The sequence below is a fragment of the Streptomyces sp. NPDC058307 genome, assembly GCF_042880295.1.
Lineage (GTDB): Bacteria > Actinomycetota > Actinomycetes > Streptomycetales > Streptomycetaceae > Streptomyces.
This window is the reverse complement of sequence record NZ_JBHVYZ010000001.1, coordinates 91,601-114,069: the sequence shown is the minus strand read 5'-3', so window position 1 is coordinate 114,069 and position 22,469 is coordinate 91,601. Positions and strand designations below refer to the sequence as shown.

The window sequence follows — 22,469 nt, the reverse complement described above, 5'->3', positions numbered from 1 at the left end:
AAACATTCCGCTTCAGCTGTCGGCGCACCGCGTCCCGACCCCTTGCGTTCATGACGTGGTGGAGTAATCGTCATTACATGATTACCGACGAACAGCAAGAGAAGCTGCGCGGCTGGTTCACCGGCCGACTGCCCGACGACCTCTTCGAGGCCCTGGTCGAGGTGGTGGTCGACCGCGAGGAGATCACCGTGATCGGCCGCATCCCCGGCCCCCGGCTCACCGGGGACGTCTCTGCCGCCGAGCGCGAGGCGGCCCTGCAGGGCCGGATCCAGGAGTTCCGGGAGCGCACCCGGGAGGACCGCGTCGAGGTCGCCCGCGAGGCCGAGCACAAGTTCCGCCGCAAGGTCTCCTGGGGCGTGGAGTGCGACGGTGAGCGTGCCCTGTTCACGCACGTGGCCGCGCCCGTGATGACCCGGCTGCGCCAGCCCGAGCGCCAGGTCCTGGACACCCTCATCGCCGGCGGGGTCGCCCGCAGCCGCAGTGACGCGCTCGCCTGGTGCGTCCGGCTGGTCCAGCGGCACACCGACGACTGGCTCGCGGAGCTGCGGGAGTCCCTGGAGCACGTGCAGCGGGTCCGGGAGCGGGGGCCGGACACCGAGGGAGTGGCCGACTCCGCCACCGGGGACCCGGAAGACGGATAGGACGGACGCGCTCCCTGTCGTCAACCGCGGTCGGCGAGGCGGGCGTTACCGGCTCGCGTTACCGCGAAAGGGCGTTGTCAGTGCCGTCGGCTACGTTGCGGGCATGACTGACTTCGTACTGGTGGCAGGAGCGAGACTCGGGGCGTCGGCGTGGGACGAGGTCGCGGCCGAGCTGCGCGCTGCCGGGCACCAGCCCCATCCGCTGACGTTGTCCGGCCTCGCGGAGAAGCGGGGGGTCCCGGCGGGACAGCAGACCCATGTGCGGGACATCGTCGACGAGGTCGAGCGGCTGGACCTGCGCGAGGTGGTGCTCGTCGGACACAGCTACGCGGGCGTACCCGTGGGCCAGGCGGCCGAGCGGATCGGCGACCGGCTCGCGCGGGTGGTGTTCGTGGACTCCAACGTGCCCGTCGACGGGGAGTCGTTCCTGTCCGGTTGGCCGAGCGACCACGTCCGCAAGGAGATCGAGGACAATGCCGGCTTCTGGCCGCTGGTGGGCGCCGACTACTACGCCGGCCAGGGTCTGACGGACGCGCAGATCTCCCGGATCATCGACCGCTCGTCCCCGCACCCGGGCGCGGCGCTCACCGAAACCGCCGTCCTCACCCGTCCCCTGGGCGAGCTTCCGGCGACCTACATCAAGTGCCTCCTCGACGACGAGGAACCCATGCCCGTGGTGAAGGAGCTGCTCAAGAGCGAGTGCTGGGAGCTGGTCGAGATGGACACCGGCCACTGGCCGATGTTCTCCCGGCCGGGCGAACTGGCCCGGATCCTCGCCGAGTCCGTTTCGACGTCGGCCCTCCCTTCCTGACCGGCATCCGCCCGCGGATATCGTCGGCGCACCCGACGACGAGAGGCGGTCCGGACGGATGGCCAAGCACTGGGCGGACTTCCAGTACGAGATCTACCTGAACGGCATGTCCGGCGCGGTGCCCCGGCTGCCCACCGACCTGACCCGGCTTGAGGAGCTCACCGAGCAGCGCCTCGGTCCGGGACCGGTGGGCTATGTGGCGGGCAGCGCGGGCGACGGCAGTACGGCGCGGGCGAACCGGGCGGCTCTCGAGCGGCGCCGGATCGTCCCGCGCATGCTGCGGGACGTCCACGAACGCGATCTGTCCATCGAGGTGCTGGGGCGTGCCCTGCCCGCGCCGCTGGCGCTGGCGCCGGTGGGCGTCCTGTCGATCATGCACCCCGACGCGGAGTCGGCGGCGGCCCGGGCGGCGGCGGCCCAGGGCGTGCCGTACATCCTGTCGTCCGCCTCCAGTACGCCGCTGGAGCAGGTCGCCGAGGCGATGGGGGACGCCGAGCGCTGGTTCCAGCTGTACTGGCCCAAGGACCCGCAGGTGGCGCTGAGCTTCCTGAACCGGGCCAAGGCGGCCGGGTTCACGGCCCTGGTCGTCACACTGGACACCCCGTTGCTGTCCTGGCGGCCCCGCGATCTGGACCAGGCGTATCTGCCGTTCCTGCACGGCGTCGGCACCGCCAACTACTTCTCCGACCCGGCCTTCCGGGCAGGCCTTGCCAAGCCGGTGCACGAGGACCCGAACGCCGCCGTGCTGCACTTCGTCGGCATGTTCGCGGATCCCGGCAAGACCTGGCCCGATCTCGCGCTCCTCAGGGAGCACTGGGAGGGGCCGATCGTCCTCAAGGGCGTCCTGCACCCCGACGACGCCCGCCTCGCCGCCGACGCCGGGATGGACGGGGTCGTGGTCTCCAACCACGGCGGCCGTCAGGTGGCCGGGGCCGTCGCGGCGGCCGACGCACTGCCGCGGGTGGTGGAGGCGGTCGGCGACCGGCTGACCGTGCTCTTCGACAGCGGTGTCCGCACCGGCGACGACGTCTTCAAGGCCCTCGCGCTCGGCGCCCGAGCGGTGCTCCTCGGACGCCCCTACGTCTACGGCCTCGGCCTCGACGGACAGGCGGGCGTCGAGCACGTGATCCGCTGTCTGCTCGCGGAGTTGGACCTCACGCTCGCCCTCTCGGGCCACGCGAGCCCCGCCACGGTCGGCCCGGACGACCTCGTGGAGGCCCCCGCCTGAGGGAGGCCTCCCGATGACCGTCGAAGGAGTCCGTCCCTAGACCGGGTCCGTGAGACCCGCGGGCCGGGCCTGCGGGGCCCGGCTCCCGGTGACCGACAGTGAGCCGGGACTGGCGCCGGCGGCCGCGTCGGTCAGCCAGCGCTGCTGGCCCGAGCCGTCGCGGACCTTGACGACGACGTCGGCGCCCCGGTCCCCGGCGGTGGGGGCGAGGGCGAGTTGTTCGTCCCAGCGGGGCAGCAACTCCCCCTGCACGGTGAGGTCGTAGCGCACGTCGTCGGCCCTCTTGTCCTTCGCGTCGGCGCAGGTGCCGAGGATGACCACGCCGGCGTCCACGTGGGAGTCCAGGCATAGCTCGATGTCCGCCTCGCTGCGCAGCAGGCCGTCCTCCCCGTACGACCACTGCTGGGTCCGCTCGGTCGAGCAGGCGGCGAGTTCGGTGGCCGCGCCCGCCTTCACCGTGCCCCGGATGTCGAGGCAGAGATCGGCGGCGGCGTTGCGCAGCCGGGTCACCGCCGGTGCGGTGGGCAGCTGGGCGGTGCCCGGGGTCCCGGTGCCGGCGCCGGGGGCCGTACCGCTGCCGGTGGCGCTGGTGGAGGCGGCCGGGTCGGCGCCGCCGTCGTGCGACCACAGGCCGGTGGCGAGCATGGCCGCGAGGAGTCCGGCGGAGGTGAGGCCGACCCCGGTCAGCAGCGTCCGTGAGGAGCGCAGGCCCCCGCCCTCGCCGGGACCGCGGCGGCCGGGCGTCGGAATGCGCGCGAGGATACGGCGGCGTTCCGCGCCGTGCCGGCCGGCGCCCCGGCCGCGGGCCGTCGTCTGGGGCGTACGCCCGGCGCGCAGTTCGAGATAGCGGCGGGCACCCCAGCCGAGCACCGCCTCGGTGATGAGGATGCCCAGGCCGCCCTCGAAATGGCTCAGTTGTTCCGCGGCGGAACGGCAGTAGCGGCACTCCGCGAGATGCTGCTGGACATCCGGCAGCAGGGCTCCGCCGCGGCGAATCGGAACGTCGAGGAGGCGGTTGTAGAAGCGGCAATCCTTCGTCGGCGCGAGTTCCCGATGGGCATGTACACATCCTTCACGGAATTTTTCACGCGCCTGTTCGAGCGCGGCCGACGCCGTGTCGGTGTCCATGCCGAGGAGTGCGGCGGGCACGGCAATCGACTCCGCCTCCACCTCGGTGTGCCACAGCAGGCAGCGGGCGAGTCCGGGAAGGGACTGGAATGACCGCTCGGCCAGCTTGCGGTTTTCGGGGGTCATGGACTTCGCGGCCCGCATGCCACGGCCGCCGTTCGGCTTCATCAGGTCCGGCAGAACAGCGGTCGTCCGGTCCTCGGTCGTCCACTCCCTGACCGTGTCCCGGACGGCCACGAGGGTTCTGGGGCGCAGCGCGAGGGCGGGTTCGCCGAGCGCGAGCCGGTCCATGACCTGGTGAAAGGCGGCGGCGGCCACCATGGAGGCGGTCTCGGTCGTGGAGGCGAGGCAGATGACGGCGTATTCGTGCGCCGGTTTCCAGTGGCGTGCCATGAGCAGTGCGACGGCCTGGGCGGCCTCCCCGTCGGGGCGGCCCCTGAGCCGGGCGGCGAGATCCTCGTCGGATTCCGAGGAGGCGCCGCCGGGCGGCGGGTAAGGAGGGAGCGGGGGGTGGGGGGTTGGCACTGAGCGGGTTTCCTTCCCACGGACATGGGACTCACAGAAGTTCTCGTGCCGAAAAGGAGTGCCGAGGGGGCACCCCTTTCGGGCGTGGGCGTGGGAAGCACGAATTCGCCGACGCCCCTTCACCCCGGTTCCCCACGGGACGAATGCGACCCGGCCCTTGCCCCCCACACAGGTGGTTCACCCTTGCACAAGTCACTCACGGCCAACAAGGCACTTGGGCAAGATCCGCGTCAATTGAAAGACAATCGGAGGAGTCGCAACTGCGTACACTGTCACCGGTTTTCGACATGCCATGCGCCCCGTGTGAAACACGCGCACGCGCCGGAGCGCCACGCACGCTCCCCCCCGCCCGGTGACCGGTAGTCCACTGGAGACGGCCCTTCTCGAAGGCCCCGCGCGGGACGGCGGCTCTCCCGTGCGAAACCCCGGCCGCCGACCCTGTTCCTCCCGCCCTCGGTCGGCGGCCCCGGGGGCGGGGCGGTCGGCGTCCCGCCGGGCGGTCTCAGATCTGCCAGGAGCGCAGCCGGTCGGCCGCACCGTACACGTCGCTCTTGCCGGAGATCAGGTCGCGGGCGAGGTCGACGAGGGCGCCGTAGGGCGGGTCGATGCCGACGCCGCTGACGAACATGTAGGCCACTGCGGTGGCGCAGGCGAAGCGGGCGTTGGCCGACGGTAAGGGCTTGAGCAGGGCCAGGGTGTGCAGGAGGGCGGCGGCGCGCCAGGCCGGGTCGGAGTCGACGCCCAGGCGGGGCGGGTCGACGCGGTGCCGGGCCACGGCGGCGACGAGGGCCGAGAAGTCGTTGATCGTGGGCTGGTCGGGCAGGACCTCTTCGTGCCGCTGGAGCAGCCAGGGCACGTCGATGTGAACCACGGAAGCCATCGGTCAGCCGACCCGCCCCGCGCCCTTGACCGCCGGTTCGTCCTCGGGAAAGGCGGCGGCGAACTCGTCGGCATGGGCGGAGAAGAACCGCCGGAACGCTTCCGCGCCTTCCTGCAGGGCCCGGTGCCGGGCGATGTCGGCCGCGGCGGCCTCCCGTACGAGGGCCTTCATCGACGTACCGCGCTCCTTGGCGATCTGCCGCAGGTCCTCTAGCTCGCGATCGCTGAACTCCACGTTGAGAGCTGGCATGCCTCCACGGTACCGCGCGGGTACTCGACCGTAAATAGCAGCAGGTCAAGGGCCATATAGGTCGGTACCGTCGACGTCCGAGCACGGTGTCCGATTCCCGCCGGACCGGCGATGTGCGGCGTCCCACACTCGAAGGGGAGGAGGAAACGACATGACAGTCACCCCCAGCCTGGCCGCCGCCCGGGCCACCGAGACCGACTGGGCCGCGCTCGCCGCCGAGTTGGACGAGCGCCCAAGCCCGGTGTGCGTCCGGCACCAGGCCATGCTCGTCGGCCGCCCCTCGGCCGCCCGCCGGTCGGTGTGAACGGGCTGGGCAGGCGCGGGTCCATCTCGCCGTGGGAAGGTCGACCAGCCAGGAACCGAGCATCTTCGGCTTGAACGTCGGGGCGTGGAAGCGGTCCGGGGCGGAGAGGTCGGCCGACTCGATGACGGCGTTCACGGCCGCCCGGCCCAGCCCACGGGCCCGGCCCGGTCGCGTTCGTGGTCTCGATCGGCACCGGCACCGGTCACCCGGCTGCGTCACACCGCGGGACACGAACGACCTAGGTGAGGCGTGGGTCACATTCCGGCTGGCCGATGTCACATTTCGGGGCCCGACGGCCTCGCAGTAGTGAGCGCGCGCTACTGGGAGGCCACACGCGATGTCCGAGATCCCCCTTCCCGACACCGAGGCGGCGACCGGTGTCTTCGTCGAACACCGGGAGCTGTTGTTCGGCGTCGTCTACAACATGCTGGGCAGCGTCGCCGACACCGAGGACGTCCTCCAGGACACCTGGCTGTCGTGGTCGCGCCGGGGCGTGGGCGGCGTCGACAACCCCCGTGCCTATCTGGTCCGGATCGCCGTCAACCACGCGCTCCAGCGGCGGGCCGTGGTCAGCCGCCGCCGGGAGACCTACGTCGGCCCGTGGCTGCCCGAACCCCTGGTCGCCGAGGAGAACGGCGCCGACGACCCCGCGCTGCGGACCGAGTCCGTGTCGCTGGCGTTGCTGGTGGTCCTGGAGTCGCTGTCCCCGCTGGAACGCGCGGTGTTCGTGCTGCACGAGGTCTTCGGGTACGCCCACACCGAGATCGCGGACATCCTGGACCGCACCCCGGCCGCCGTACGGCAGGTGGCGCACCGCGCGCGGGCCCATGTGCACGCCCGCCGTCCGCTGTACGAGGCGCATCCCCGGGTCCGCCGGGAGGCGACGGAACGTTTCGTGCGGGCTGCTGTCGGCGGGGACATCGCGGAGCTGATGGAGATCCTTGCGCCGGACGTCACGGTGTGGACGGACGGCGGCGGCAAGCGCCGGCCGTCGCCGCTGCGCCCGGTGCACGGCCGCGACAAGGCCGTACGGCTGCTCACCGGATACGCGAGGCGTGGCTCGACGCAGACACACCCGCTGGAGCTGCGCCACCGCCGGGTCAACGGCGACGACGCGGCCGTGCTGTTCCAGGACGACGCGCCGTACGCGGTGATCGTCCTCGACCTCACCCCGGACGGCGACCAGGTCTCGGCCCTCTACGTCGTCAGCAATCCCGACAAGCTCACGCATGTGCAGAAGGAGGAGGCGTGACGCGCACGGAACTCCCGACCGGGCCGGGGAAGGGCGAGCGGCTGTCCGGCTGGCTCGACGGACGGCTCGGCACCCGCACACTCGGCGCCAAGTATCTGCGCAAGGTCTTCCCGGACCACTGGTCCTTCCTGCTCGGCGAGATCTGCCTGTACAGCTTCGTCGTGCTGATCCTGACCGGTGTGTGGCTGACGCTGTTCTTCCACCCGTCGATGAACGAGCTGACGTACCACGGCAGTTACACGCCCCTGAACGGCGTAAGCATGTCGGAGGCCTACGCCTCGACGCTGCACATCAGCTTCGACGTGCGCGGCGGCCTGCTGATCCGGCAGCTGCACCACTGGTCGGCGCTGGTGTTCGTGGCCGCGATGCTCACGCACATGATGCGGCACTTCTTCACCGGTTCGTTCCGCAGGCCGCGCGAGGTGAACTGGCTGTTCGGCTGGGCGCTGCTGTTCCTCGGCCTGTTCGAGGGTCTCTTCGGCTACTCGCTGCCGGACGACCTGCTGTCGGGCACGGGCATGAGGTTCGTCTACGGCGCCACCGTGTCGGTGCCGATCGTGGGGACGTATCTCGCGCTGTTCCTGTTCGGCGGCGAGTTCCCCGGCCATGACATCGTGGCCCGCTTCTACTCGCTGCACATCCTGGTGATCCCCGGCATCATGGCGGCCCTCGTGGTGGCCCACCTGATCCTGGTCGTGTACCACAAGCACACCCAGTTCGCGGGGCCCGGAAAGACCGAACGCAACGTGGTGGGGACGCCGTTCTTCCCGGTGTACCTGGCGAAGGCGGGCGGGTTCTTCTTCCTGGTGTTCGGGGCGCTCACGCTCATCGCGGCGGTGGCGTCCGTCAACCCGGTCTGGTCGTACGGCCCCTACCGCGCCGACCAGGTCTCCACGGGCGCCCAGCCCGACTGGTACCTGGGGTTCGCGGAGGGCCTGGTGCGGGTGATGCCGGGCTGGGAGGTCACTCTGTGGGGCCACACGCTGGTGCTCGGGGTCCTGATCCCGGTCCTGATCTTCCCGCTCCTCCTGGTCTTCATCGGCGTGTATCCGTTCCTGGAGGCCCGGTTCACCAAGGACAGGCGGGAGCACCACCTCCTGGACCGCCCGCGCAACCGTCCGGTCCGTACGGCGATCGGCGCGTCCTGGATCAGCCTGTATCTGATCCTGCTCGCGGGCGGCGGCAACGACATCGTGGCCACCCGGCTGCACCTGTCGATCAACACGGTCACCTGGGCCGTGCGGATCGGGATGTTCGTGGTCCCGGCGGTCGTCTTCGTCGCCACCCGGCGCATCTGCCTGGGGCTTCAACTCCGGGACCGGGAGCTGGTGTTGCACGGCCGAGAGACCGGTGTGATCAAGCGGCTGCCGCACGGTGAGTACGTCGAGGTGCACCAGCCGCTCGATCAGGCCCGGCTCCACACGCTCACCGCGCACGAACGGCCCGGTGAGCTGGTGGAGCACGCGAGGGTCAGCCTTGATCCGCCACGAAGGACGCCATCCGGGTCAGAGCGGAGTTCCAGTTGATGGTGTGCTCGTTGGTCGACCAGGACTGGATGTCGTCGATGTAGCAGAACTGGCCGACGCAGCCCTGGAGTTTGCTCTGCGCGTAGGGGTCCTGGATGCCCGAGTTCGCCCCGCCCGCCAGGGTGCCCTTCGGCGGGTTGGGCATGTTCGGGTCGAGCTGGTGAGCGTACCAACGGGCGTGCTGGTTGTGGGAGTTGACCTCGCCGTAGCCGGTGACGTACGAGATGTTGAGCGCGTTGCGGCCGAAGATGTAGTCGATGCCCTGGAGCGCGCCGTCCCGGTACTTCGTGGCGCCGGTGATGTCGTAGGCGGTGGCGATGACGATCCCGTTGTGCAGGATCTGGTGGTTGGAGCCCCAGTCGTAGAGGTTGCCCTCCGGGGCGTACGGCAGGCCGTACGGGTGGGCCTTCAGCGTGGCCAGGTAGCGGTCGGCGCCCTTGACCACCGACTGCCGGACCTTGTCGCGGCCGGGCAGCTTGCTCGGCACGGTCGCCAGGTCGAGACGGGCCGCGGCGGCGGTGCGGGCCCAGTCGTAGCCGACGGGGCTGAAGATGTCGGCGGTGTGCAGCGGTGAGGCGAGCACGTGGTCCTGGAAGGCCTTCTCCCCCGTGGTGAGGTACAGCTCGGCCGCGGCCCAGTAGAACTCGTCGGTGACGTTGCTGTCGGCGTAGGTGCCGCCTCCGGTGCCGTCGCTCTCCGAGGCGTACAGGTCGGGGTGGGCGAGCGCCGCGGTCCAGGCCTTACGGGCGGCCGCCAGGGCCTTCGCCGCGAACGCCTTGTCGTACGGCTTGTACAGGCGGGCGGCCTGTGCGGCGGTCGCGGCCAGGTTCAGGGTCGCCGCGGTGGACGCCGGGTGCAGTTCACGCTTCTGCGGGTCGTCGCTCGGCAGGAGCGGCAGGCCGGTCCACTGCTCGTCGTGGACCTTGTGGTGGGCCATCCCGGCCAGCGGCTGCCCGTCCGGCACCTGCATCTTCAGCAGGAACTCCAGTTCCCAGCGGGCCTCGTCGAGGATGTCGGGCACCTTGTTGCCGCTCTCGGGGATGGCGAGGGTGCCGTCGCCGAGCTTGGCGGGCTGCCCGGTGCGGGCCAGCAGTTCACGCTCGTAGGTGCTCAGCAGCTCCCAGGTGGAGATGCCGCCGTTGACGACGTACTTGCCGTGGTCGCCGGCGTCGTACCAGCCGCCGGAGACGTCGAGGGTGTAGTCGCACACCCCCGGCTGGCAGGGCACGTTCTTGTCGCCCTGGTTGGGGGCCACGTTGACGTGACCGGCGGGGCGGCCGTAGCCCGGGCGCAGGTCGTCGCGGATCGCGATGCCGCTGCGCTGGGTGTAGTAGTACTTCGCGGCGTCGAGGCGAAGCTGCTCGTAGGCGCTCGTGCCGATGTCGAAGGGGCGGCTGGTCTCGCCGTCCGCGACCAGGGTGAGGCCCTCACCGCGCTTCTTGTAGGCGCCGAAGTCGATCGAGTGGACGTTCTGCCCGGAGGAGGCGTCGATGCCGCGCGGCACGGTCGAGCCGTGGGCGACGACGGCACCGGAGGCGCTCTTGAGCTGCCAGGGCAGTTTCGTCGTCGCGTCGGTGACCAGGGTGGCGTTCTTCGGCCCGGCGGGCAGATAGGCGACCTGGTTGACGCGCACGCGCGGTCCGGTGTCCGGCTCGTACACCTCGGGCGGGACCCCGCCCAGCAGGGAGGCGTTGTCCATGCAGAAGCGGAACGGGTCGGCGCTGCCGCCGAGTTGGAGGCCGACCTGGCCCTGGGCGGTGTCGACGGGCGAGGTGAACGTGTAGGAGTAGGAGTTCCCGGAGACGCTCAGCTGCGGGCTCACCTCGAAGTAGGTGTCGTAGGGCGCCACCTGCAGTCCCACGATGGCCCGCACGACGTGCCCTTCGGGCGACCCCTTCGCGGTGAAGGAGAACCTGTACGACTCCCCCTTCACCAGGGTGACGTCGTTCTGGCCGACGGCGGCGTCCCAGCGGTTGGCGGTGCCGCCCGGCACGTCCGCGCAGAGCTGTCCGTCGGACACCCCCGCGGTGACGTTGCTGCTCGCCCACCAGGGCGCGGTGGTGGTGTCGAAGGTGCCGTTCTTGAGCTGCTCCACCTCGTCGGCGGCGGCCGGAGACGTGGGCGAGGCGACAAGTGCCGCCCCCAGCAGGGCGGTCAGGGACAACAGGGCGGTTCTGCGTCTGTTCACGTCCGGACTCCTCGGGGGAGGTACGGGCGGCGCCCAAAATGGGAGCGCTCCCAACTGACGGTCGCAGGCCATGTTTGTTGCAGGCATGACACCCCGTCAACGGTCCGGACGGGACTGGTTTCCCGTCCGGACCGCTGCCGGCGCGGGTCAGCTCCCCGGGACCTCCAGCCTGCTGATGCGTACCGCTCCCCTGGTCTCGCCCGGATAGGCGCTGGTCAGCGTGAGCCGGAGCCGGGAGCCGCGGACAGCGTCGAAGGTGATCACGCTCGGTTCGCCGGAGGCGGTGGCCCAGGCGACGGAGGCACCCTCGACCGGCACATACCGCTTCCCGTCCCACACCGCGGCCTCCACCGCCGCGGGCAAGCTGTGGGCCGCGCTCACGGTGAAGGAGATCTCCGCCCGGTCGAAGGTGCGGATCCGTCCGAAGTCCACGGAGACCCAGTCCTCGGTCCGCGCGCCGCTGAAGGCGGGCAGGAGAGCGGTGGCCGCCTTGCTGAAGGCGTTGGACCAGCCGGTGACGGGGTCGCCGTCGAGCATCGCGGCCGGGAGGGTGTCCGGTCGGCCGGAGTAACTGGCTTCCGCGTAGGGGTAGTTGAGGGGTGCCGGGTGATCGGGGGTGAAGACGGTCGGCTCGGTGAGGGCGGCCGACCGGGCCGGGGTGGTGCGCACCTTCGCGGTACCCGCCCGCAGTCCCTCCGCGCTCGCCGTCACCCTCAGCACTCCCGGCTTCGTGCCGGCCCGCACGATCGCGAGGGCCTTGCCGTGGAAGGCGGTGCGGGTGCTCGCCTGATAGCGCTCGGCGCTCTCCTGGCGGCCGTTGTCGAGCCCGGCGAGCGAGCCGCCGGTGACCGCGAAGGAGATCAGGTGCTCGGCATCGGGCACGACCACTCCCCGGGCGTCGACGACGTCCGCGGTGACGAAGACCAGTGAACGGCCGTCCGCGGCGAGCGAGGTGCGGTCGGCGGTGAGACGGACGGCGTGCGGCTGCCCTGCCGTGCGCAGTACGTCGGTGGCGACGGTCTTGCCGTTCCTCCTCGCCACCGCCTTCAACTCGCCCGGCGCGTACGGCACTTTCCACGTCAGATGGAGCTTGCCCGCGCTGCCGTTCGGGCTGATGTAGCTGCCGGGGTAGGGGCCGTCGGTGAAGGTCTTGTCGTCGCCGGTGGCTTCCGTGGTCTCCAGGTACGCCCGGCCGTCGGTGGTCTTCTTGGTGTCGAAGGTCCGGGTGCCCAGGGACCTGCCGTCGAGGAACAGCTCGACCTCGGGGACGTTGGCGTACGCCCACACCTCGACCGTGTCGCCCTTCTGGTGGTTCCACGTCATCGGCACCAGGTGGACCATCGGCTCGTCGGTCCACTGGCTGCGGAAGAGGTGGTACATGTCCTTCGGGAAGCCGGCCGTGTCGACCGCGCCGAAGAAGGACGCCTTCACCGGGAAGACGTCGTACGGCGTGGGCTCGCCGATGTAGTCGATGCCGGACCAGAGGAACTGCCCGGCGAACCACTTGCGGTCCCGGTCCTTCTTGTGGCCGTATTCGCCGCTCATGGTCCAGGAGGCGAGGTTGTTGTCGTACGACGAGGTCTCCCGCCTGCCCGGGGAGTGGTTCTCGCCGGTGTTGAGGTGCTCCGGCTCCTGGTAGGCGCCCCGCGTCGAGGTCTCGGACGACGACTCGGACTCGAAGAGGAAGAGGTGCGGGTAGGCGGCGTGCAGTTGGTCCACCGATTTGGCGGTGTTGTAGTTCAGCCCGAGGCCGTCCAGCTTGGCCAGCATCAGATCGGCCGCCGAGCCCGTGGCGGGCAGACGGCGGTACTTGTCCGATCCGATGATCAGCGGGCGGGTGTCGTCCACGGCCTTGATCGCGGCGATGATCCGGTCGGCCATGGCGAGCCCGGCGGTGGACGTGGAGTCGGGGATCTCGTTGCCGATCGACCACAGCAGCACCGCGGGCGAGTTGCGGGCCGCGAGGACCATCTCGGTCGCGTCCCGCTCGCACCACTCGTCGAAGAACCGGCCGTAGTCATAGCGCGTCTTGGGAGTCTTCCAGCAGTCGAAGGCCTCCACGAGCATGACGAGGCCCAGTTCCTCGCACACCTGGATCATCTCCGGGGAGGGCGGGTTGTGGGAGGTGCGGAAGGCGTTGACGCCCATCGACTTCATGAGGGTCATCTGCCGGCGGATCGCGTCGATGCTCACGGCCGCGCCGAGGGCGCCCAGGTCGTGATGGAGATCGACGCCCCTGATCTTGTGAGGGGTGCCGTTGAGGTGGAAGCCCTCGTCGGGGTCGAAGCGGAAGGTGCGGAAGCCGAAGGGGGTGCTGTAGGTGTCGGTCGTGGTGCCGCCGACCCGCAGGTCGGTCCGCACGGTGTAGCGGTGGTGCGGTGTCTCCAGGTCCCACAGCTTCGGCTCGGGAACCGTGAGTTCGTGGGTCTCGGTGGCCTTGTCGGTGACGGCGGCCGTGGAGGACGTACGGGCGACCGTACGGCCGCGGGGATCGACGATCCGGCTGACGACCTCGACGTCGGTGGCGGTGCCGGACGCGTTCACCACGGATGTCGCCACCCGGACCAGGCCCCGCTCCCCGGTGATCTCCGGGGTCGTGACGCGAGTGCCCCAGCGCTCCACGTGCACCGCCTCGGTGACGACCAGGCGGGCCTCGCGGTAGATGCCGCTGCCCGAGTACCAGCGGCTGCTGGGAAGCCGGTTCTGCACCTTGACCGCGATCACGTTCTCGGTGGTGCCGTCGGTGTGGAGCAGGTCGGTGAGGTCGAGGGCGAAGCCGGTGTAGCCGTAGGGGTGGTGGCCGGCCTCGGTGCCGTTGCAGTAGACGTAGGAGTCCATGTAGACACCGTCGAACTCCACCGATATCCGCTTGCCGGCGAGGGCGGGCGGCAGGGTGAAGGCGAGGCGGTACCAGCCCAGGCCGCCGGGGAAGAAGCCGGTGCCGCTGGTGGTGCCGTGCTGTGTGGTCGGGGCGAGTTCGATGCTCCAGTCGTGCGGGACGGCAATCTCGCGCCACCCCGAGTCGTCGTAGCCGGGGGCGGCGGCGTCCGCGTACTGCCCCGTCGGGTCGGTGATCCCGCCCGGATCGACCAGCGCGAAACGCCAGCCGTCGCGCAGCGCGACCGTGCGGCGGCCGGACGCGTTCTTGGCTGACTCGGCGGCCTGGGCCACCGGGGTGGCCAGGAGCGCTCCCGCGGCCGGGGCGGCCGTGGAAGCGAGCAGAACCGATCTGCGCGTGACGGTCATGGCGGCTCTCCCTCATCAGGGCCCAGAAGTACTCACAACTGATCGTGAACACACAGAATCTGATGACGTGCCACTCAGGTCCGTCAAGGGTGCGGAAAGCGCCTTCTGTCCGGCCGTCCTCTCGGACGGCCCATTCGCCACCGCGCGCCACCGCCTCGTACAGGTGGGATCGGCGTTCACCGGCGGGCGGGACGCACTAGGCTGGGACTCCATTTACGCACCTGATCACTGTGCGTAGGCGTGATGGAGTGGCGACGATGAGGCCGGTGGATCCGTTCGACGATGCCTCGACCGCTCGGGCCGTCATCGACGACCGGGGGGCTGTGGCCAGATGGGGCGTCGGTGCCCGGCGGCTGCTGGGGTACGAGGCCCACGAGGTGCTGGGCCGCCCCGCCGCGGCCCTGCTGGCCGAGCCGGATTCGATGGCCGCCCTCGTCGGCCCGCGCTGGAGCGGCGATCTCACTCTGCGGCACCGGGACGGTCGCACGGTCTCCGCCCACCTGCTCGCCCTGCGCAGGCCGCAGCGAGGAGACCGGGCCGACTGGCGCGTCGTCGTCCGGCCCGACCACGCGGAGCTCGATCCGCCGGACGACGTGGTGACCGCGGCCGCGCTGGAACAGTCTCCCTGTCCCATGCTGGTCTGCGACGAGCGGCTGCGCCTGCGGTGGATCAACGACCGGATGGCCGAACTGATCGACCTGCCCGACCACGAGGTCAGGGGGCTGAGGATCACGGACATCGGCGTCCGCCCGGAGAACGCGGAGGTCGAGGAACTCCTTGCCGACGTGCTCGCGACCGGGCGGGCACGCGACATCGAGGGGTACGTCCGTCCCAGCGGCCTCAACCGCGCGGCCGGGATGCTGACCCGGATCGCGCCGCTCACCGACGGCTCGGGACGGGTGCGGGGAGCCTGTCTGACCGGACACGACTTCACCGAGCACTACCTCGCCCGTGAGCGGCTCCAGCTGGTCAACGAGGCGAGCGTGCGGATCGGCACGACCCTCGACGTCACCCTTACGGCCCAGGAACTGGCGGACGTGTGCATCCCGTCGCTCGCCGACTTCGTGAGCGTCGACCTGCTGGACCCGCAGGAGAACGGCGAGGCCCCGACCGAGCTCGCGGCACCGGTCGAACTGCGCCGCGCCGCCCACCATTCCGTGGACCCCGGCAATCCGATGGCCGTGACGAAACCCGGGCACACCGAGGTGTATCCCGCCACCTCACCGCAGGCCGACTCCCTGGTGGCGGGCCGCACCATCGTCGCCACTGTGGCGTCCGGACGCCTGGACCAGTGGCTCAACTGGAACAGGACCCGCGGCGAACGGGTCAAGGAGTTCGGCGTCCACTCCACTATGTCGGTACCGATCCAGGCCCGCGGCCAGACCCTCGGGGTCGCGGTCCTCACCCGGTACCGCCGGCCCGACCCCTTCACCCCGGACGACGTGCTGCTGGCCGAGGAGATCACCGCGCGCGCCGCGATCTGCATCGACAACGCCCGCCGCTTCTCCCGCGAGCGCGAGACCGCCCTCACCCTCCAGCGCAGTCTGCTGCCCCGCTCCCTGCCGCGCACCGCCGCCGTGGAGGCGGCCTCCCGCTATCTTCCGGCCGCGCGCGCCGGAGTGGGCGGCGACTGGTTCGACGTGATCCCGCTGTCGGGCATGCGGGTCGCGATGGTCGTCGGGGACGTGGTCGGGCACGGCATCCAGGCCTCGGCGACGATGGGCCGGCTGCGCACCGCCGTCCGCACGCTCGCCGACATCGACCTGGCCCCGGACGAGCTGCTCACCCACCTCGACGACCTCGTCGTACGGCTGTCCGCGGAGGCCGGGCACGACGGCAGTCCCGGTGAGGTCGGGGCCAGCTGTCTGTACGCGGTGTACGACCCGGTGTCGCGGCGCTGCACGCTGGCCCGGGCGGGGCATCCGGCGCCCATGATGATGACGCCTGGCGGGCCGGCCCGCCAGGTGGACCTGCCCGCGGGGCCGGCGCTGGGCCTGGGCGGGCTGCCGTTCGAGTCCGCCGAGCTGGCCCTGCCCGAAGGGACCGTGCTGTCCCTGTTCACGGACGGTCTTGTCGAGTCCCAGGAACGGGACGTGGACGCCAGTCACACGCTGCTGTGCGAGGCGCTGGCCGTACCCGCCGACTCCCTGGAAGAGAGCTGCGACCGGGTGCTGCACGCGCTGCTCCCGCCCGGCGGCTCCACGGACGACGTGGCCCTGCTGCTGGCCCGCACCCTGGGGCTGCCCGCCTCCCAGGTGGCGACCTGGGACATCCCCGCCGACCCGGCGCTTGTGGCGCCCGTCCGCAAGCAGGTCGTGGAGCAGCTGGGCCGCTGGGACATGAGCGAGGCGTCGTTCACGGCCGAGCTGGTGACGAGCGAACTGGTCACGAACGCGATCCGCTACGGCGCCCACCCCATCCGGCTGCGTCTCATCCATGACGCGACCACGCTGATCTGCGAGGTCTCCGACACCAGCCACACCGCCCCGCATCTGCGGCGCGCCAAGACATGGGACGAGGGCGGCCGGGGACTGCTCCTGGTGGCGCAGCTCACCCAGCGCTGGGGCAGTCGGCACACGCCCGACGGCAAGACGATCTGGGCAGAGATCGGGCTCTTCGACGAGGAGTGAGCGAACCTTTGCGGGCCGTGCCGCGTCGGACCTGTGTGACGGGGCAGAAGGCGCCGTACGCGCGCGTGGGTGCAATCTCCGGGAGTGTGGAGACATGACGAACAGGTCCCTTGGTGTGCGGCGGGCGGCACTGCTCGCCGGTCCGGTCGCGATGCTCGGCCTGCTGGCGGGCTGCGGCAGCGGCGACGACACGGCGGCGCCCTCGACCGGCGCCACCACCGCGTCCGCCTCCGTTCCCCGCACAGAAGGCGCGAGCAGCCCGCCGAGCGGGGTGGCGACCGACGCGGTGAGCAACTCCCTCACCCCGTCCGCAGCGCACTCCCCGGTCGGTGGCACCCGCTGCCACACCTCCGAGCTGAGCGCCTCCGTCGGCCGCAACGACCCGGGCGCCGGGCAGGAGAACTTCCCGGTCGTGCTGACGAACAGGTCGAGCCGCACCTGCACCCTGTACGGCTATCCGGGCACCGCCTTCGTCGACGCGTCCGGCAAGCAGCTGGGCCCGGACCCCGAGCGCTCCTCCACGGAGCCGGAGACCGTGAAACTCGCGCCGGGCCAGAGCGCCTGGGCCGGTCTGTCCTTCGCGAACCCCGAGGTCAGCGGCGCGGGCACGGCCACCCCTGCCGCCCTTGTGGTGACCCCGCCGGACGAGAAGGACCCGTTGAAGGTGGCGTGGAAGTCCGGGGAGGTCCCGGTGTCCGGCAACGAGTCGTCGGTGCGCCTGATCCCCTTCAGTCCGGGCACCGGGGCCTGAGCGGTCGCGACCGGGGGTACTAGCAGGTTTCTTACCCCCGCCTGGTTTCATGACCAGGCACGATCTGCTCACGTCCCGAAGGATTCGCCCTGAACACCCCGCTCGCCGAAGCCCTGTCCGTCGCCCTGCTCGTCGCCGTACTCGTGTGGGCGGTCCTGCGCCCCTTCGGCTGGCCGGAGGCGGTGGTCGCGGTCCCGGCGGCGGCTCTCGCGGTCGTGACCGGGGCGATCTCCCCGGACCACGCGTGGGCGGAGGCCGAACGGCTGGGGCCGGTGGTCGGGTTCCTGGCCGCGGTGCTGGTGCTCGCCCACTTCTGTGACGTCGAGGGGCTCTTCCATGCCTGTGGGGCCTGGCTGGCCCGGCGCGCGGCAGGCTCGCCCGGTCGGCTGCTGACCGGCGTCTTCGGGCTGGCGTCGGTGATCACGGCGGTACTGAGCCTGGACGCCACCGTGGTGCTGCTGACGCCGGTGGTGCTGGTCACGGCCTCCCGGATGGGCGCCCGCGCGAAACCGCACGTCTACGCGTGCGCGCATCTGTCGAACACGGCCTCACTGCTGCTGCCCGTGTCGAACCTCACCAACCTGCTGGCCTTCGAGGCGAGCGGGGTGAGCTTCACCCGGTTCGCACTGCTGATGGCGCTGCCCTGGCTGGCGGCGATCGCCGTCGAGTACGTGGTGTTCCGGCGCTTCTTCCACACCGACCTCACCGTCCTCGACCACTCCCCCGAGGCGTCGGAGGAACCCGCGCTGCCGCTGTTCGCGCTGGTCACCGTCGGCTGCACGCTGGCCGGGTTCGTGGTGGCCTCCGCGTTCGGCGTCGACCCCGCCTGGGTCGCGTGTGCGGGGGCGCTCGTGCTGGCGGGCCGCGCGCTCGTGCGGAGGAAGGCGACCCCGGTCTCGGTGGTGCGGGCGGCGGCTCCGGCCTTCCTGGCGTTCGTGCTCGCCCTCGGCGTCGTGGTGCGAGCGGTCGTCGACAACGGGCTCGCCGACGCCCTGCGCCACGTCCTGCCCGACGGGACGGGGATCGTGGCGCTGTTGGCGATCGCCGCGCTGGCCGCCGTCCTGGCGAACCTGATCAACAACCTGCCCGCGGTCCTGGTCCTGCTGCCGCTCACCGCCGCCGCCGGGCCCGGCGCGGTCCTCGCGGTGCTGCTCGGGGTGAACATCGGCCCGAACCTCACCTACGCCGGGTCCCTGGCCACGCTGCTGTGGCGGCGCATCCTGCACCGCGACGACCACGAGGTCGGGCTCGGGGAGTTCACCCGGCTCGGCCTGCTCACCGTGCCGGCCGCGCTGGCCGCCGCCGTGGTGGCGCTGTGGGGCTCGCTTCAGCTCGTCGGAGCCTGAGCGGGGTCAGCGCGCGCCTCCGTAGCCGGGACCGTAGCCGGGGCCACCGGGATAGCCGTAGCCGGGGCCACCGGGGTAGCCGTACCCGCCGCCGGGTGCGCCGCCGTTCTGGCCGCCCCAGTTGCAGGCGTACGGGTTGGTGGCGCAGTTGCCGCCGGGGGGCGCGCTGCTCGGCGGTGTCGGCGTGGCCGTCGGTGTGGCGGTCGCCGTCGGGGTCGGTGCGGGGGTCCTGGAGGGCGCGGGGGCGGACTTCGGGGTCGGTGTGGGGCTGCTGTCCGCGTCCCAGTTGACCGCCTGCATCTGGGCGTCGGGCTTCGAGGTGTCGAACACCCAGCGCTGGGCGGGGCCGTCGTCGCGGTTCTTCAGGACCAGCGCGCCGGATCCGTCGGTGGCGGCGGGGGTCAGGGCGAGGTCCTGGTTCCAGCGCGGTACGAGGGTGCCCTGGAGGGTGAAGTCGTAGCGGATGTCCTTGGTGTCGGGCGCGGTGGTGCCCGTGCAGGTCGCGAGGCGCACCGAGAAGCCGAGGCGGGAGTCCAGGCACAGGTCCGGGTCGGCGGCGCTGCGCAGCAGACCGTCGGTCTCGTACGTCCACTGCTGGCCCTCGGCCGCGGAGCACTCGGCGAGTTCGGTCTCGGCGCCCTGGGCGATCTTCTTGCCGACGACGCCGACGCACAGCCCCGACTCGACGTTGTGCAGGCGGCCCCGCAGGTCGCCCTCACGTGCCTCGCTCGCGCCGGCCCACGACGGGTCACTGGTCGCGGAGGCCGTGTCGGTGCCGGGCACCTCGGAGGGGGCGGCGTCGGCGGGGCCGTTGCCGTCCGAGTGGAACGCGGACCACATGACCAGGGGAAGGACGACGAGTCCGCCCACCGTCAGGACGGCCGCGGTGAGGTTGCGGCGGGAGGTGCGGCGGGAGGCCTTGTGGGTCGAGCGGTGGGAGGCCGAGCGCTCACGGGCGCGGGAGCGGGGGGCGGTGGCCGCCGGGTCGCCGGGAGCGGGGCCGGAAGCGGCGGTCTGGCCCGGGGCGGTGAAGGGCATCGCGGCACCGAAGGCCTCGCCCACGAACGCCCTGGCCGGCGCGTGCTCCTGGGCCTCCCGCGCCGCCTCTCCCGCGTCGTCGACGCTCATCCGTGACTGCACGTAGGCGGCGGCACCCCAGCCGAGCACGGCCTCGGCGAGGGCGAGGCCGAGCTGCCCGTTGAACTGGTGCAGCTGGTCGGCGGTGTGCATGCAGTGCCTGCACCGCTCCAGGTGCTCGCGCAGATCGGGGTCGAGGTCGACACCGCCGCGGCGGAAGGTCACGTCGAGCAGTCGCAGGTAGTGCCGGCACTCCTGCTCGGGGGCGAGTTCGCGGTGGACCTGGAGACACTCCTCGCGCAGCCGCTCGCGGGCCCGGCGCAGTTCGACGCCGGCGTCCTCCTCGTCCAGGCCGAGGAGGGCGGCGGGGGCGCCGATCGGCTCGGCCTCGACCTCGGTGTGCCACAGCAGGCAGCGGGCGGACTGCTGCAGCCGCTGGAAGGCACCGGACAGCAGACGCCGCTCGGCGGGCGGCAGCAGACGGGCCGCGGCCCTGTCTCCGCCCGCCTCGGTTCTCAGCGCGGGGTGGAGCATCTCCCGTCGGCCGTCGGCGTCCCACTCGGCGGCGATGCGGCGGACGGTGACGAGCAGGTGGGGCCGCCATGCGGCGGTCGGCCCGGTGTGGCGCAGGGATTCACCGAAGAGGCGGGTGAACGCGGCCGTGGTGAGCATGCCCGCGGGGCGGGGACCGTCGGTGCACAGCCGCGCGTAGGCGAAGGCGGCTTCCCAGTGCCGGTCGAGGAGTTCACCGACGGGCTGCAGGGCCGGCGTCGTGCCGCTCCACTTCTTGAGCTCGGCGCTCAGCTGCTCGTCCGTGACGTCGTACGGGCGAACCGGAGACGGGGAATTCGACAGGCCTGCGTCATTCACGGCGGCATTTCCTCCCGAGGGCATGCTGCGTTGCATAAAGTCCATACCAATGGGTACGTCCGCCTGGAACAGCTCTCTTGAAGCGTGAAGGGCGTACGGAGGGGGTCAAGAGCACACAGGATGAATGCGCATTGTCTGTGCGCTGACAAGGCACACCTTTGCACAGGTCAAGGGCGTCCAACAAGTGATCTAGCGGTTTTCCACATCCCGCTGGCCCGGCGCAGATAGACGATTTGTCAGCACCGACGCCGTAAGGATTGCCATTCTCCTGATTTCGCAATTGGAAACAGGATTCAGTCAACTCCGCGATGAGATCCAGGAAACCATTGAACCTCCACTACACCGCACGTCCGGGATCACCCATGATGTCATGCCTCAACCATTGGGCCGTACGGCCCGGTAGGCCCCGGGCGGTGTGCCGTAGCGGTCGCGGAAGACGCGGTTGAAGTGGAACGGGCTGGCGAAGCCGGAGGCGGCGGCGACGCGTTCCACGGACAGGTCGGTGCTCTCCAGCAGCCGGGCGGCGTGCTGGAGACGTGCCTCGCGCAGCGCCCGGATGGGCGAGCGGCCCAGCTCTTGAGTGAAGAGGTGGGCGAACCGGGACGGTGACAGGGAGACCTGGACGGCGAGCGACCGGACCGTGTGCGGGGCGCCTGGGTCGGCCGCGATCAGCTCCTGGGCGCGCTGCACCCGGGGGTCTACGCCGGTCCCGTTCCGGTTCCCGAGCGCGGCGCCGGCGGTGAGCAGGACGACCTCCTCAAGTGCGCCCAGGGCGAGTTCGCGGGCGGTGGTGCCGTGCGCCACGGCGACGGCGGCCCGGTCGTCGGGCGGGGCGGTGTCGGGTGGAGTGCCGGTGCCGGTCCAGCGGGCGTCGGCGAACATCCGCCGGAAGGCCGCCTCGATGCGGGCCTGCGGGCCGTCGTCGGCGGGGGTCGGGGGGACGACATCCGCCTTGACGCGGGCGGACGGACCGTCACCGGTGGGGGCCGCGGGGACGACGGCCGCCTCGATGCGGGCCCGCGGGCTGTCGTCGGCGGGGGGCGGGGTGACGACGTACATGCCGTCTCCCCTGGCGTGCGGCGCCAGCCAGGTGGTCCAGGACGGGCGGGCTCCGCAATGCACCCACCAGAACTCCCAGTGTCCGGCGCCCTGTTGGACGCCGTAGCGGTGCGGGGTGCCGGGGGCGAGCACCACCAGGTCCCCGGCGCCCGCCCCGGTCTCGGTCCGGCCCTGGCGCAGGGTGCCCCGGCCGCTCACCGTCCAGGTGAACAGCCAACTGTCGGCGCCGCGTGGTCGCTGGACGGCGTAGCCCGGGAGTTCGCGGTAGCGGCCGACGACCACGAGGCCCGGTGGCGGGCCCGGGTCGCCGGACGCAGCGGTCTCGGGCAATCCGTCGGCGGTCACGGGCATCCTCCTCGCACGGTCTGCGGCCTAGCGTGAAGAGTGGAACACGTCCGAGCAGGGAGTGGACACATGACAGTCACGGGCATCGAGACAGGGCTCCGGCAGTTCCAGGAGGACGGCTTCATGGTCGTCCGCGGGCTGTTCGCGCGCGACGAGATCGACCGGCTGTGCGGCGAGTTCACCGCGCTGCACTCCGGCGGGCCGGTGCCGGGGCATTTCGAGCCGAGCGCGCCGAGCGAGTCGACGGATCCGCTGCGGAGGTATCCACGGGTGATGCAGCCGCACGAGATCAACGACCTCGCGCTGCAGGTCCTGCTGGACGCCCGGCTGCGGGAGGTGCTGGAGACGCTGCTCGGGGAGGAGGTACTGGCCGCGCAGAGCATGTTCTACTTCAAACCGCCGGGGGCGCGGGT

17 protein-coding genes are annotated in these 22,469 nt (G+C 71.4%); 10 read left to right on the top strand and 7 right to left on the bottom strand.

Annotated features, from left to right (window positions below; all coding sequences use genetic code 11):
* Nucleotides 1-77 precede the first annotated feature (77 nt).
* The 3 genes from ACFVYN_RS00525 (at nt 78) to ACFVYN_RS00515 (ending at nt 2,680) form a co-directional block, all read left to right on the top strand.
* Nucleotides 78-641 (top strand): hypothetical protein, encoded by a 564-nt coding sequence (locus ACFVYN_RS00525; RefSeq protein WP_389990508.1) that lies wholly within the window; start codon nt 78-80, stop codon nt 639-641.
* A 103-nt stretch (nt 642-744) separates the two neighbouring features.
* On the top strand, nt 745-1,452 hold the full coding sequence (locus tag ACFVYN_RS00520) for an alpha/beta fold hydrolase (RefSeq protein ID WP_389990506.1): 708 nt from the start codon (nt 745-747) through the stop codon (nt 1,450-1,452).
* 58 nt (nt 1,453-1,510) lie between these two features.
* The gene (locus ACFVYN_RS00515; protein WP_389990504.1) at nt 1,511-2,680 is read left to right on the top strand and encodes a lactate 2-monooxygenase; all 1,170 of its coding nucleotides are present in this window, start codon (nt 1,511-1,513) and stop codon (nt 2,678-2,680) included.
* 36 nt (nt 2,681-2,716) lie between these two features.
* Here the strand turns inward: ACFVYN_RS00515 and ACFVYN_RS00510 are convergent, their stop codons facing one another.
* From ACFVYN_RS00510 to ACFVYN_RS00500, 3 genes are all read right to left on the bottom strand, one after another.
* Complete coding sequence (locus tag ACFVYN_RS00510) at nt 2,717-4,333, bottom strand: RICIN domain-containing protein (RefSeq protein WP_389990502.1); 1,617 nt, start codon at nt 4,331-4,333, stop codon at nt 2,717-2,719.
* Nucleotides 4,334-4,835: 502 nt separating this feature from the next.
* The gene (locus tag ACFVYN_RS00505; protein WP_389990500.1) at nt 4,836-5,213 is read right to left on the bottom strand and encodes a toxin Doc; all 378 of its coding nucleotides are present in this window, start codon (nt 5,211-5,213) and stop codon (nt 4,836-4,838) included.
* 3 nt (nt 5,214-5,216) lie between these two features.
* On the bottom strand, nt 5,217-5,462 hold the full coding sequence (locus ACFVYN_RS00500; protein WP_031048562.1) for a hypothetical protein: 246 nt from the start codon (nt 5,460-5,462) through the stop codon (nt 5,217-5,219).
* Between the two features lie 151 nt (nt 5,463-5,613).
* On the opposite strand from ACFVYN_RS00500, the gene ACFVYN_RS00495 reads away from it, so the two are divergent.
* The 3 genes from ACFVYN_RS00495 (at nt 5,614) to ACFVYN_RS00485 (ending at nt 8,544) form a co-directional block, all read left to right on the top strand.
* The gene (locus ACFVYN_RS00495) at nt 5,614-5,766 is read left to right on the top strand and encodes a hypothetical protein (RefSeq protein WP_389990498.1); all 153 of its coding nucleotides are present in this window, start codon (nt 5,614-5,616) and stop codon (nt 5,764-5,766) included.
* Between the two features lie 337 nt (nt 5,767-6,103).
* Nucleotides 6,104-7,018, top strand: a complete 915-nt coding sequence (gene sigJ / locus ACFVYN_RS00490) for an RNA polymerase sigma factor SigJ (RefSeq protein WP_389990496.1) — start codon at nt 6,104-6,106, stop codon at nt 7,016-7,018.
* Nucleotides 7,015-8,544 carry a cytochrome bc complex cytochrome b subunit gene (locus ACFVYN_RS00485; protein ID WP_389990494.1) on the top strand — a complete coding sequence of 510 codons (1,530 nt, stop codon included), beginning with the start codon at nt 7,015-7,017 and terminating at the stop codon, nt 8,542-8,544. The genes sigJ and ACFVYN_RS00485 overlap by 4 nt, the downstream gene beginning before the upstream one ends.
* Here the strand turns inward: ACFVYN_RS00485 and ACFVYN_RS00480 are convergent.
* Nucleotides 8,489-10,732, bottom strand: a complete 2,244-nt coding sequence (locus tag ACFVYN_RS00480) for a glycoside hydrolase family 9 protein (protein WP_389990492.1) — start codon at nt 10,730-10,732, stop codon at nt 8,489-8,491. The two genes, ACFVYN_RS00485 and ACFVYN_RS00480, sit on opposite strands and share 56 nt — an antisense overlap.
* Before the next feature lie 147 nt (nt 10,733-10,879).
* On the bottom strand, nt 10,880-13,978 hold the full coding sequence (locus ACFVYN_RS00475) for a glycoside hydrolase family 2 TIM barrel-domain containing protein (RefSeq protein ID WP_389990490.1): 3,099 nt from the start codon (nt 13,976-13,978) through the stop codon (nt 10,880-10,882).
* A gap of 257 nt (nt 13,979-14,235) precedes the next feature.
* Between ACFVYN_RS00475 and ACFVYN_RS00470 the strand changes: the two genes are divergently transcribed.
* The 3 genes from ACFVYN_RS00470 (at nt 14,236) to ACFVYN_RS00460 (ending at nt 18,705) form a co-directional block, all read left to right on the top strand.
* On the top strand, nt 14,236-16,608 hold the full coding sequence (locus tag ACFVYN_RS00470; protein ID WP_389990488.1) for a SpoIIE family protein phosphatase: 2,373 nt from the start codon (nt 14,236-14,238) through the stop codon (nt 16,606-16,608).
* 94 nt (nt 16,609-16,702) lie between these two features.
* A complete protein-coding gene (locus ACFVYN_RS00465) occupies nt 16,703-17,359 on the top strand; it encodes a DUF4232 domain-containing protein (RefSeq protein ID WP_389990486.1) in 657 nt (218 codons plus the stop codon).
* A gap of 89 nt (nt 17,360-17,448) precedes the next feature.
* Nucleotides 17,449-18,705 (top strand): SLC13 family permease, encoded by a 1,257-nt coding sequence (locus ACFVYN_RS00460; protein ID WP_389990981.1) that lies wholly within the window; start codon nt 17,449-17,451, stop codon nt 18,703-18,705.
* Between the two features lie 6 nt (nt 18,706-18,711).
* On the opposite strand, the gene ACFVYN_RS00455 is transcribed toward ACFVYN_RS00460, so the two are convergent.
* Both ACFVYN_RS00455 and ACFVYN_RS00450 read right to left on the bottom strand, forming a co-directional pair.
* Nucleotides 18,712-20,652: a ricin-type beta-trefoil lectin domain protein gene (locus tag ACFVYN_RS00455; protein ID WP_389990484.1), complete on the bottom strand. Its 1,941-nt coding sequence runs from the start codon at nt 20,650-20,652 to the stop codon at nt 18,712-18,714.
* Nucleotides 20,653-21,027: 375 nt separating this feature from the next.
* Entirely contained in the window at nt 21,028-22,056 is a 1,029-nt protein-coding gene (locus tag ACFVYN_RS00450; RefSeq protein WP_389990482.1) for a helix-turn-helix domain-containing protein, read from the bottom strand.
* Nucleotides 22,057-22,125: 69 nt separating this feature from the next.
* Here ACFVYN_RS00450 and ACFVYN_RS00445 point away from each other — a divergent pair.
* A partial coding sequence (locus ACFVYN_RS00445) for a phytanoyl-CoA dioxygenase family protein (protein ID WP_389990480.1) occupies nt 22,126-22,469 on the top strand: 344 nt, incomplete at its 3' end.